Source organism: Actinoplanes sp. NPDC048988 (assembly GCF_043197815.1).
Lineage (GTDB): Bacteria > Actinomycetota > Actinomycetes > Mycobacteriales > Micromonosporaceae > Actinoplanes.
Genome location: NZ_JBICTW010000001.1, coordinates 381,617 through 393,649 on the forward strand (window position 1 = coordinate 381,617; position 12,033 = coordinate 393,649).

The 12,033-nt window shown below is 70.7% G+C and carries 10 protein-coding genes; all 10 read right to left on the bottom strand.

Features of this window, described 5'->3' with window-relative positions:
• Nucleotides 1–45: 45 nt before the first annotated feature.
• Nucleotides 46–1,380 carry a M16 family metallopeptidase gene (locus ACGFJ7_RS01850; RefSeq protein ID WP_392640236.1) on the bottom strand — a complete coding sequence of 445 codons (1,335 nt, stop codon included), beginning with the start codon at nt 1,378–1,380 and terminating at the stop codon, nt 46–48.
• 6 nt (nt 1,381–1,386) lie between these two features.
• The gene (locus ACGFJ7_RS01855; RefSeq protein WP_360241831.1) at nt 1,387–3,726 is read right to left on the bottom strand and encodes a polyribonucleotide nucleotidyltransferase; all 2,340 of its coding nucleotides are present in this window, start codon (nt 3,724–3,726) and stop codon (nt 1,387–1,389) included.
• 199 nt (nt 3,727–3,925) lie between these two features.
• Nucleotides 3,926–4,195 carry a 30S ribosomal protein S15 gene (gene rpsO, locus ACGFJ7_RS01860; protein ID WP_360241834.1) on the bottom strand — a complete coding sequence of 90 codons (270 nt, stop codon included), beginning with the start codon at nt 4,193–4,195 and terminating at the stop codon, nt 3,926–3,928.
• Between the two features lie 113 nt (nt 4,196–4,308).
• On the bottom strand, nt 4,309–5,235 hold the full coding sequence (locus tag ACGFJ7_RS01865) for a bifunctional riboflavin kinase/FAD synthetase (RefSeq protein WP_360241837.1): 927 nt from the start codon (nt 5,233–5,235) through the stop codon (nt 4,309–4,311).
• A 60-nt stretch (nt 5,236–5,295) separates the two neighbouring features.
• Nucleotides 5,296–6,177 (bottom strand): tRNA pseudouridine(55) synthase TruB, encoded by an 882-nt coding sequence (gene truB / locus ACGFJ7_RS01870; RefSeq protein ID WP_360241841.1) that lies wholly within the window; start codon nt 6,175–6,177, stop codon nt 5,296–5,298.
• Nucleotides 6,178–6,704: 527 nt separating this feature from the next.
• Entirely contained in the window at nt 6,705–7,988 is a 1,284-nt protein-coding gene (locus ACGFJ7_RS01875) for an MATE family efflux transporter (protein WP_392640242.1), read from the bottom strand.
• 990 nt (nt 7,989–8,978) lie between these two features.
• On the bottom strand, nt 8,979–10,133 hold the full coding sequence (locus ACGFJ7_RS01880) for a bifunctional oligoribonuclease/PAP phosphatase NrnA (RefSeq protein WP_392640245.1): 1,155 nt from the start codon (nt 10,131–10,133) through the stop codon (nt 8,979–8,981).
• Nucleotides 10,130–10,594, bottom strand: a complete 465-nt coding sequence (gene rbfA / locus ACGFJ7_RS01885; RefSeq protein ID WP_097318531.1) for a 30S ribosome-binding factor RbfA — start codon at nt 10,592–10,594, stop codon at nt 10,130–10,132. The genes ACGFJ7_RS01880 and rbfA overlap by 4 nt, the downstream gene beginning before the upstream one ends.
• 84 nt (nt 10,595–10,678) lie before the next feature.
• A complete protein-coding gene (locus ACGFJ7_RS01890) occupies nt 10,679–10,972 on the bottom strand; it encodes a DUF503 domain-containing protein (RefSeq protein ID WP_392640248.1) in 294 nt (97 codons plus the stop codon).
• Nucleotides 10,973–11,006: 34 nt separating this feature from the next.
• Nucleotides 11,007–12,029: a TRM11 family SAM-dependent methyltransferase gene (locus ACGFJ7_RS01895; protein WP_392640251.1), complete on the bottom strand. Its 1,023-nt coding sequence runs from the start codon at nt 12,027–12,029 to the stop codon at nt 11,007–11,009.
• Nucleotides 12,030–12,033: the final 4 nt, after the last annotated feature.

Genomic DNA, 12,033 nt, shown 5'->3' on the forward strand with positions numbered 1-12,033 from the left:
CGGGCGAGGGCGGCGGCTTCTCCAGCGTTGTCACGGGGCCCAAGGTTAGCGACCGGAGAAGTCGGCCTCGTCGAACGGCCCCACCACGGCCAGCGACATCGGCTGGGCCAGCAGGCCGGCCGCGATCGCGTTGACCTCGTCGGCGGTGACCGCGTCGACCCGGCCGAGCAGCTCGTCGACCGACATCAGATCGCCGTACAGCAGCTCCGACTTGGCCAGCCGGCTCATCCGCGAGCCGGTGTCCTCCAGGCCCAGCACGAAGGCGCCCTTGACCATGCCCTTGCCGCGGGCGATCTCCTCGGCGTCGACCCCCTTGGCCGACACCCGCTCCAGCTCGGCCCGGGTCAGGTCGAGAACCTCCTCGACCTTGCCGGGCGCGCAGCCGGCGTAGACGCCGAACAGGCCGGCGTCGGCGTACTGGCTGGCGTACGAGTAGACCGAGTAGGCCAGGCCCCGTTTCTCGCGGATCTCCTGGAAGAGGCGGCTGGACATGCCGCCGCCGAGGACGTTGTTGAGCACGCCCAGGGCGAAGCGGCGCTCGTCGCGGCGGCCGATGCCGACGCCGCCGAGGACCACGTGCGCCTGCTCGGTGTCCCGGTTGCGGACGACCGTGTGCGGGCGCTGGGTGGGCACGCGCTTCGACCCCGTACGCGGTCCGGCCGGATCGGCCGTTCCGGTGTCCAGCGCCGTGCCGGCCAGGGCCTTGCGCACGAGCCGGACGACGGTGGCGTGGTCGAGGTTGCCGGCCGCCGCGATCACGATGTTCGGCGGCGTGTAGCGGCGCTTGTAGAAGCTGTTGATCTGGTTGCGGGTCATCGGGGTGATCGATTCCTCGGTCCCCGAGATCAGCCGGCCCAGCGGGTGGTCGCCGAAGATCGCCTCGGTGAAGACGTCGTGCACCTCGTCGCCGGGCTCGTCCTCATGCATGGCGATCTCTTCGAGGATCACGCCGCGCTCGGTCTCCACGTCGGCCGGGTCGATGATCGAGTCGGCCACGGCGTCGCACATCACGTCCACCGCGAGCGCCAGATCGGCGTCGAGCACCCGTGCGTAGTAGCACGTGTACTCCTTCGTGGTGAAGGCGTTGGTCTCGCCGCCGACGGCCTCGATCTCGGCCGAGATCTGCAGCGCCGTGCGCTTGTGGGTGCCCTTGAAGAGCAGGTGCTCGAGGAAGTGGGAGGCGCCGGACATGCCCGGCGTCTCGTCACGCGAGCCGATGCCCACCCAGACGCCGAGCGAGGCGCTCCGGGTCGTGGGAATCGCTTCGGTGACGATGCGCAGACCACTGGGCAGGACGGTCCTCTTGACGCCGTCCTGCAGGGTCTTGGTAGTAACGCGGGCCGGCCTTCCGGCCGGCCCGCGGTTGTTGCTCGTTGTCACTGGTGATTACTCGCGGCGCTCGCCGCGGTCGCCACCGGAGCGCTGACGGCGACGGCGGGGCTCGCCACCACCCTCGCCACCACGGTCACCGCGCGGCTCACGCGGCGGACGGCTCTCGCGCTCGCCCGAACCCGACGCGGCGGGAGCGGCCGCGGGGGCCTCCTCGCCCTCGGGGCGGACCTTGTCCAGGTAGATCTTGCCGCGGGCGTCGATGTCCGCGATGGACACCTCGACCTTGTCGCCGACGTTGAGGAAGTCCTCGACCTTCTCGACCCGCTTGCCGTCGCCCACCTTGGAGATGTGCAGCAGGCCGTCGCGGCCCGGCAGCAGCGAGATGAACGCGCCGAACGCGGCCGTCTTCACCACGGTGCCGAGGAACTTGTCGCCGACCTTCGGCAGCGTCGGGTTGGCGATCGCGTTGATCCGCTCGACCGCGGCGTCGGCCGACGGGCCGTTGGTGGCGCCCACGTAGATCGTGCCGTCGTCCTCGATCGAGATGTCGGCGCCGGTCTCGTCCTGGATCGCGTTGATCGTCTGGCCCTTGGGGCCGATGACCATGCCGATCTTGTCGACCGGGATCTTCACCGAGGTGACCCGCGGCGCGTACTCCGACATCTCGGCCGGAGCGTTGATCGCCTGCTCCATGACCCCGAGGATCGTGGCGCGAGCCTCGTGGGCCTGCTGCAGAGCGCCGGCCAGCACGTCCGACGGGATGCCGTCGAGCTTGGTGTCCAGCTGCAGGGCGGTGACGAACTCGCTCGTACCGGCGACCTTGAAGTCCATGTCGCCGAACGCGTCCTCGGCGCCCAGGATGTCGGTCAGCGCGACGTACTGCGTCTTGCCGTCGACCTCGTCCGAGATCAGGCCCATCGCGATGCCGGCGACCGGCGCCTTCAGCGGCACACCGGCGCTGAGCAGCGACAGCGTCGAGGCGCAGACCGAGCCCATCGAGGTCGAGCCGTTCGAGCCCAGAGCCTCGGAGACCTGCCGGATCGCGTACGGGAACTCCTCACGCGTCGGCAGCACGGGCACCAGGGCCCGCTCGGCCAGCGCACCGTGGCCGATCTCGCGGCGCTTCGGCGAACCCACCCGGCCGGTCTCACCGGTCGAGTAGGGCGGGAAGTTGTAGTTGTGCATGTAGCGCTTGGACTTCTCCGGCGCCAGGGTGTCCAGCGCCTGCTCCATGCGGAGCATGTTCAGCGTGGTCACGCCCAGGATCTGGGTCTCGCCGCGCTCGAACAGGGCCGAGCCGTGCACGCGGGGCAGCACACCGATCTGGGCCGACAGCGGACGGATGTCGCGCGGGCCACGGCCGTCGATGCGGACCTGGTCGCGCAGCACGCGCTGGCGCACCTCGGACTTGGTGACCGAGCGGAAGGCCGCGCTGATCTCCTTCTCGCGGCCCTCGAATCGCTCGTCGAGAAGCTCGTGCGCCTTGGCCTTGACCAGGTCGAGAGCCTCCTCGCGCTCCTGCTTGGCGGCGATCTTGAGCGCCTCGGCGGTCTCGGCGCGGACGGCCTCGACCACAGCGGTGTAGACGTCGTCCTGGTAGTCCAGGAACACCGGGAACTCGACGGCCGGCTTCGAGGCGATCTCGGCCAGCTCGCTCTGCGCGCGGCACAGCTCGCGGATGGCCGGCTTGGCGGCCTCGAGACCGCTCGCCACGACCTCCTCGGTCGGGGCGGTGGCGCCACCGGCGATCAGCTTGACCGCGTTCGGCGTGGCCTCGGCCTCGACCATCATGATGGCGACGTCACCGTCGGCCAGGACGCGACCGGCGACCACCATGTCGAAGGTGGCCCGCTCGAGCTCCTCGATGGTCGGGAAGGCGACCCACTGGCCGTCGATGTGCGCGACCCGGGTCGAGCCGATCGGGCCGCTGAAGGGCAGGCCGGACAGCTTGGTCGACAGCGAGGCGCCGTTCATGGCGACCACGTCGTACGGGTGGGCCGGGTCGAGGGCCAGCACGGTCTCGACGACCTGGACCTCGTTGCGCAGGCCCTTGGTGAACGAGGGGCGCAGCGGACGGTCGATCAGGCGGCAGGTGAGGATCGCGTCCTCGCTCGGGCGGCCCTCACGGCGGAAGAACGAGCCGGGGATGCGGCCCGCGGCGTACATCCGCTCCTCGACGTCGACGGTCAGCGGGAAGAAGTCGAAGTGCTCCTTCGGCTGCTTGCTGGCCGTGGTCGCGGACAGGACGGTGGTGTCGCCCAGCTGGACGATGACCGAGCCGGCGGCCTGCTTGGCCAGCCGGCCGGTGGAGAAAGTCACCTCGCGGGTGCCGAACGACCCGTTGTCGATGACGGCGGTGCGAGATTCGGTGCCGAGAGCGTTCTGCTCTGTCATGTGGTGCGGTACTCCTTCGTCGAGGACCCGGCGGTCTACACAGCGCGGTTGACTTCAGGCTGCCGGTCTTCGATCGAAGTGCCCAGGAATCAAGGCCTGGGAACCACTACCGAGGACCGGTGGCTTTGCCTGCGTACCGCGCGGGTCCGTGGGTATTGCTCGGGGGAGCGGCCCTGTGGCCACTCCCCCGGAGGTCAAGCTATCGGCGCAGGCCGAGGCGCTCGATGAGCGTCCGGTAGCGCGCGATGTCCTTCTTCTGAACGTAGTTGAGCAGACGGCGGCGACGGCCGACCAGCAGCAGCAGACCACGACGGCTGTGGTGGTCGTGCTTGTGCACCTTCAGGTGCTCGGTCAGGTCGGCGATCCGCTTGGTCAGCATCGCAACCTGGACCTCGGGGGATCCGGTGTCGCTGTCCTTCGACTTGTACTCGTCGATGATCTTGTGCTTGGTCTCTTGATCGAGCGCCATGTTCTCCGAACTTCTGTGTTGCCGGTGATCTCGGGATCCGCACCCGCGGCGTCGGGCAGGCACGCGGAGCCGTTGGCTGGATAAGCCAGCCGCGCCTCAACCCTACCAGGCAGTCACCGAAGCAACACTCGGGTCTGTTCCACGTCGGCCCGGATCTGGTCGATCAACGCCTCGACGGTCGTGTAGGTCACCTGTCCGCGCAGATGGGCGACGAAGTCGAGGCTGACCCGCTCGCCGTAGAGATCACCGTCGAAGTCCAGCACGTACGCCTCGACCCGGCGCTCGCGGCCCTCGAAAGTCGGGTTGGTGCCGACCGAGATGCTGGTGGGCAGCGGTTTGCCGTCCGCGCGCAGGAAGTAGCCGGCATACACGCCGTCGGCCGGAATGGCCGCGTACCGATGCGTCATCAGGTTGGCGGTCGGGAAACCCAGCTCACGCCCGCGCTGATCACCGCGGACCACGACCCCACTCACCTGGTGGGGCCGGCCGAGCGCGTCCGACGCGGCCCGCACGTCGCCGGCGTCGACACAACTGCGGATGTACGTCGACGAGAAGACCAGCCCGTCCTCGGAGACCAGCGGGGCGTCCTCGACGGTGAACCCGAACGAGGTGCCCAGCCGCTCCAGCAAGGCCGCGTCACCGGCCGCCTTGTGCCCGAACCGGAAGTTGTCGCCCACCACCACGGCCGCCGCGTGCAACGACTCGACCAGCACGTCGTGCACGAAAGCCTCGGGCGAGAGCTGCGAGAACTCCCTGGTGAAGGGCACCACGCACAGGGCGTCGGCGCCCAGCTGCTCGATCAGCTCGGCCTTGCGCACCGGCTCGGTCAGCACGGCCGGGTGGGAACCGGGCCGCACCACCTCGGCCGGATGCGGGTCGAAGGTCACCACAACCGACCGCAGCCCCAGCTCATGGGCGCGCTGCACGGCATGCCCGATGATCGCCTGGTGGCCCCGGTGCACACCGTCGAAGACGCCGATCGTGACGACCGACCGGCCCCAGCCCCCCGGCACCGATTCGAAGCCCCGCCACCGCTGCATGTCCGCGTACCCCTTCGGTGTTCGCCAGTTAGCGGTTCTCAGCGTATCGGGCGGCGTAGGTCACGCCGGGGCCAGGACGATCTCGGCCCGGGCCCGGCCCGCACGCTCGGAGACGATGGCCAGCACGTCACCCTCCGGGGAGAAGACGGCGTACGGCCCCGAAATGCCGACCGGGTCCAGCGGGCCACCATGGCTGAGCACACGCGCCTCCTCCGCGGTCGCCTCCCGCTGCGGGAACGCCTGCCGCGCGGCCTCGGACATCGGCAGCGTCACGACATCGGGCTCCCGCTCGGCCAACTGGTCGAGGGTGAGCGCCTCGCCGAGCGTCAAGCCACCCACCGCCGTACGGCGAAGGGCCGTGAGATGACCGCCGACGCCGAGCCCCGCACCGAGATCGCGGGCGATCGACCGGATGTAGGTGCCGGAAGAACAGGTCACATCGACATCCACATCGACGAAGTCACCCACCCGCCGGATGTCGAGAACATCCAGCTTCGAAATCGTGACCCGCCGCGCCGGAATCTCGACGTCCTCGCCGTCGCGAACCCGCTTGTAAGCCCGCTGCCCGTTGATTTTGATGGCGCTCACAGCACTGGGCACCTGATCGATCTCGCCCCGCTGCTCCGCCAGTCCCCCACGAATCGCCTCGTCGGCGACATGACCGGCCGGCGTGGTGGCGGTGACCTCCCCCTCGGCGTCATCGGTGATCGTCGACTGCCCGAGGCGGATGGTCGCCGAGTAGCTCTTCTCCGACCCGATGACGTACGTCAGCAGGCGTGTCGCCCTGTTCACACCGATGATGAGCACCCCGGTAGCCATCGGATCAAGCGTGCCGCCATGCCCGACCCGCCGGGTCTTGGCCAGCCGCCGAATCCGGCTCACAACATCGTGCGAGGTCATCCCCGCCGGCTTGTCCACCACGATCAGTCCGTCCGCACTCACCCGCCCACCTTAGGGTCCGCCATCCGCCGCCCAGCCCTCAGCCCGCCCAGCCCTCAGCCCGCCCAGCCTTCCGCTCGCCCGGCCTTCCGCCCGCCCAGCCCTCGGTCCGCCCGGCCGTCCGCCCGCCCGCCCGGCCCTCAGCCCGCCCAGCCGCCCGCCCGCCCGGCCGCCCGCCCGCCCGGCCGCCCGCCCGCCCGGCCGCCCGCCCGGCCGTCCGCCCGGCCGCCCTCAGCCCAGCCCTCAGGCCGCCCAGCCCTCAGCCCAGCCTTCCGCCCGCCCAGCCCTCAGCCCGCCCGGCCGCCCGCCCGCCCGGCCCTCAGCCCGCCCAGCCCTCAACCCGGCCCTCAGCCTGGCCCAGCCTTCCGCCCGCAAACTGTGCAGGTCCTAACCCTGCCAGTTCTCAATGCGGGTGGGCCGTTGTCCACAGGATCGGAGTTGTCCACAGCGGTTGAGCGCGATCGTGGCGTTCGTGGTGAGAATGAGCCCAGAGGCGGGGGTCCCCCTGGGAGGGCGGGCGCGGCTGTGGGTCAGGCGGTCTTGGGGTTCGGCGCTTTCAGTTCGGCTCCCACGACCGCCCAGCGGGACGAACGCCAGCGCCAGACCGTGCCGGCGAAGCGGATCGCGATGAGCAGGGCCAGGCCGGCCCAGACGCCGCCCAGGCCGAGGTTCAGCCAGTAGGCGATCCAGATGGCGGGCAGGAAGCCGAGCAAGGTCGCGGCCAGTGTGATGTCGCGCAGGAAGCGGACGTCGCCGGCGCCGATCAGTACGCCGTCGAGGGCGTAGACGATGCCGGCGAACGGCATCAGCGCGATGAACCACGGCCAGACGACGGCCGCCTGGTCGTGCACCGCCGGGTCGGGGGTGAACCAGCCGGGGATGACGCCGGCGCCGGCCGCGGCCAGCGCGGCGAAGGCGATCCCGGCCAGGCCGCCGGCGACGGTCACCCGTTTGGCGACGTCCTGGGCCGCCTGGGCGTCGCCGGCGCCCAGGGTCGCGCCGACCAGGGACTGGGCGGCGATGGCGACCGCGTCGAGGGCGAGCGCGCTGAAGAACCAGAGCTGGAGGGCGATCTGGTGGGCGCCGACCGCGGCCACCCCGAAGCGGCTGGCGACGGCGGTGGCGGACAGGAAGCAGGCCTGGAACGAGGCGCCGCGGATCAGTAGGTCGCGGCCGAGGACGATCTGCTGCACGATGACCGCCGGTACCGGCCGCAGCGCTCGGGTCTCCCGGACTAGGGCGGCCAGGAACAGGCCGCCGGAAACGGTCTGCGCGGCCACGTTGGCGACGGCGGAGCCGTTCAGGCCCCAGCCGGCCGGGTAGACGAGCAGTGGGCAGAGGATCGCCGAGAGGACGTTCGCGCCGAGCACGAAGAAGAGCGGCCGGCGGGTGTCCTGGACGCCACGCATCCAGCCGTTGCCGGCGGCGGCGAGCAGCAGGCCGGGAATGCCGAAGGAAGCGATGCGCAGCCACTGGGCGGCCGCGCCGGCCGTCTCGGCGTTGCCGGCCAGCGCGTGGGCCAGCGGGTCGGCGCCGATCTGGGCCAGCAGCACCAGGAGCAGGCTCAGGGCCAGGGCGAGCCAGGACGCCTGTACGCCCTCGGCGACAGCCGCGGCCCGGTCACCGGCGCCGAAGCGGCGGGCGGCCCGCCCGGTGGTCCCGTAGGCCATGAGCGCGCCGAACCAGGCGGCCACCGACATGACAGTTCCGCTGACCGCCACGGCGGCGAGCGGCACGGCACCGAGATGTCCCACGACGGCCGTGTCGACGAGCACGTAGAGCGGCTCCGCCGCCAGCACCACAAGCGCCGGCAAGGCGAGCGCCGCAATCCGCCGCGCCGAAGCCGGCGACCCACTGGATACCGCGCCAGACCCAGCACCACCAGGCGCCGCGCCAGACCCAGCACCACCAGGCGCCGCGCCAGACCCAGCACCACCAGGCGCCGCGCCAGACCCAGCACCACCAGGCGCCGGGTCAGAACCGACGCCGCCACGGGCCGCGCCCGAACCAGCACCGCCAAGCGCCGCACCAGAACCGGCACCGCCGAGCTCCGGGCCAGAACCAGCCCAGGCGAGCGCCGAGTCGGAACCAGCGCTGGGGCGAGCCGGGTCGACGCCGGCGGAATTACCCGTCGGGTCTACACGCGGGAGATCACCCGCCGCATCAACGCCCGCGAGACCGTCCGCCCGATCAGCGCCGGCGCGGTCGCTTCCCGCGTCCGGGCCGAGTCGGCCAGGGGGTGGATAGACGCCGGAGGAGTCGGCCGGGCCGGAGGAAAAGGCGGGACCGAAGGAGTCGGCGGGGCCGGGGGCGTCAGCGGGGCCGTCGTTGGGCGCGGGTGGGTTCGGCCGGTCGAACGGGCTCATGGGTTGTCATGATGCCCGCCCGGCCGTAAGGAGTGCAAACGCTACGAGTGCTTACTGGCGGGTGTCCATCGACGTCTGCAGGGCGCGGCGCGCGGCCTCGCGGGCTTCGTCGGTGGTGGGGGGCTTCGGCTTGGTGGCCATGATCGTGGTCCTTCCACGGTGGGTGAAGGCGCGACGCGCCTGAGGTTTGGTCGAGCGGAGCGCCGCGGGGCCGGTCCGGGATCGCCGGACGTCTGGCGAGGGCGACGCTGCCCGGGCGGGTGGGCCCGGGTGGCTCGAGGTCTCGCGGCGGGCAGTGGTCACGACCGCGCAAAACCTAATCACCGTTCAGGACCCAAACTATCGTTCAGTTCGGCCGCGGTACGGGTGCTTCCCACGAAGCGGGACACGAAAAAAGCCGGTGTCGCCGAAGCGACACCGGCCGGAAGCCGATCCTTACTACTTCGTGAGATTGACGTCCAGGAGATCCTTGACCTGCTGGACGATCTCCTCGGGCGTGCCCCGGCCGGTGAAACCGGCCGCCAGACGATGACCGCCGCCGCCGAGCGCCACCGCCACGGCGCTGACGTCGACCGCGCCCTTGGAGCGCAGCGACACCGCCCACTCCCCGGCCGTCATCTCTTTCACGAGCACCGCCACGTCCGCCTCGGCGACACTGCGGACCGGGTCGATGAGCGATTCCAGCACGTACGGCTTCTGGTCGTATTTCTCCAGGTCGGCCGTGGTCGCGTACGTCCAGACCACACCGCGCCCACCCGCCGCCGTGACGTCGAGACGGGCCCGGCCCAGCACCTCGCCGGAGAGTTTCATCGCCCCGAAGGGGCGGGTGTCGAAGATCCGCCGCGAGATCTCGGCCGGGCTGATGCCCGTCGCGATCAGCCGGGCCGCGAGCTGATGCACCTCGGGGGTGGTCAGGTCGAACTTGAACGAGCCGGTGTCGGTCGACAGCGCCACGTAGAGGCACTCGGCGATCTCGGCGTCGAGCGGCACCCCGAGCCGGCTCAGCAGCGCCTCGGCCACGACCGAGGTCGCGGCGGCCCGCGGAGCCACGAGATTGATGCCACCGAAGCCCGTGTTCGAGGCGTGGTGGTCCAGGACGATCACGGCCGGCGCGCTGGGCAGCAGACTCACCAGATCACCGAGGCGCGACTCCGCCGCCACGTCGAAAATCATGATCAAAGCCGGGTTCCGGTACGCGTCCTCGTCGGCCACCAGAAGCTCGCTGCCGGGCAGCTCACGGTAGGGCACCGGCACCTCGAAGCGGCCCGGGAACGTGGCCCGCAGCCGGGTGACACCGAGCCGGCGCAGCCCCAGCCCGAAGCCGAGCATGCTGCCGAGCGCGTCCCCGTCCGGGTTCACGTGGCAGATGAGCTGGACCTCGTCGTCGGGACCGAGCGCACGGATCGCGTCCACAGCGGCCACCCACTCGAGGTCGGCCACTCCCCCGATCACGGCCGGACCACTCGCCCCGTCACCGGAGACCGTGGCGGACGCACCGCCGAGGGCCCAGGCGGGGCGGGGAGCGCCGGCCCCGGCCGGCCGGGGCACGCCCCCGGGAGCCATGCCCCCGGGGATGCTGGAGACCGTTCTCACCCCTGGTCCTCGCGAGCTCCGACCCGCTCGTCCTCGTCCTCGTCGTCCTCGTCGGCCTTGTACGGGTCGGGGTCGCCCGCGTACTGCTTGCCGGCGGCGAGCCGCTGCACTTCCTGGTCGCGCAGGCGCGCCTCGGCCAGCAGGTGGTCGATCTCCTTGGCCTGGTCCTGCACGTTGTCGAGCACGAACGCCAGGCTCGGCGAGTGCCGCAGGCCCAGGGCGTGACCGACGCGGCTGCGCAACATGCCCTTGGCGCTCTCCAGCGCGGCCTTGGTGGCCGCCTGCTCGGTCGGGTCGCCGAGCACCGTGTAGTAGACGGTCGCCTCGCGCAGATCACCGGTGATCCGCGCGTCCGTGATGGTCACCATGCCGAGCCGGGGATCCTTGATCTCACGTACCAGCGATGCCACCAGCTCCCGTACGCGCTCCGCATGACGGCGCGTCTTGGCCGGGTCCGACATATCGCCCACCTCCGACTGTGATCCCGCGGGTCTCACTACCCCCGCCCAACTGCTGAAGCGTACCCAGCCCGCCTATGGGCCGAACTAGTCGTCCTCCCCGTAGAGGCGGCGCTTGACCGAGAGCAACTCGATCTCGGGGCGACCGGCCACCTGGTTCTCACAGGTGTCGATGACCGCGCGGGCCTGAGCCGGCTCGGCGGCAACCACCGCCACCCCGAGCTGGGCCCGGCCGTGCAGGTCGTGGAAGCCGACCTCGGCGGCGCTGACCTCGTATTTCTTCAGCATCGCGAGGATCGGGCGGACGTAGGAGCGCTTCTGCTTGAGCGACTGGGAGTCGCCGGGCAGGAGCAGGTCGAACACTGCGGTTTCCGTATACATCAGCGGTGAGACTACCGCCGGGGCATGACAGTTCTCAGTTGGTTTTCCGGGCGACCAGGACGTCGCGCTCTATGCCCTGGTCGACGCGGTGGTCCAGGGGCAGCTGGTCGACGAGTTCCAGGTTGTGTGCCAGCAGGATGTCCTCGGCCAGCTCACGCCGGGCGACCTTGGTGTTCCAGGACAGGCCGAGGGCGCCGCCCGGGCGCAGCAGGGGCAGCCACTGCGGCACCGCGCGCTCCAGCAGGTCGAGCGGGCGCCGGGAGATGCCGCCCTCGTCGTCGTAGCTGCCGTGGGCCACGCCGTACGGCAGGTCGGCCACCAGGACGTCGGCCACGCCGGCTCGGATCAGGCCCTCGAGCTGGGTGGTGTCGGCCTGCAGGACGGTGACCTTCTGCACCGCGCCGGCCTTGTGGTCTTCCTTGCTGGCGGCCATGGTGACCTCGAGCCGGCGCGCGGCGCGCTTGCCCTGGCGCCGTACGGGGACGAGCTCGGCGGTGTGCTTGAGGCGTTTGCGCTTGAGCCAGGTCTGGAGGAAGAGTTTGTACGCCTCGACGTCCTTGCCGTCGATCTCCACGCCGACCCCGTCGTAGCCGTACATGAGGGCCTGGTTGAGGGTCGTCCCCCGGCCGCAGAGCGGGTCGAGCACGGTCAGGTGCCCGTCGAGCATCCGCCCGGCCGAGGCCGAGGCGAGCAGGGTCAGGTTGAGCACCAGCTTGGTGAACTGCTCGTTGGTCTTGCCCGCGTACTTCGGAATCGTGATCAGGTCGCTGTCATACGTCGCCAGCGGCGTCATCATGATCGGCCGCAGCAGCTCGTCCACCTGCTCGAACAGCGCATACGCCGACGACAGATTCGACAAGTACGAAATGTCCCGCTCGGAGAGAGCGCCGGTGAAGGTCAGATACTCCACACCACCGAGTGTCGCCACGCCAATGTCCGAAATATCGGACGACAGCACCTTTCCAAAGGCGGCCACCTCGGCCAGCGCGAGACGAGAGGCCTGATCGGCGTAGACACGATTGGCGGACGGAGCGAGGAGCAGGGCGTACCGGGACATGCGC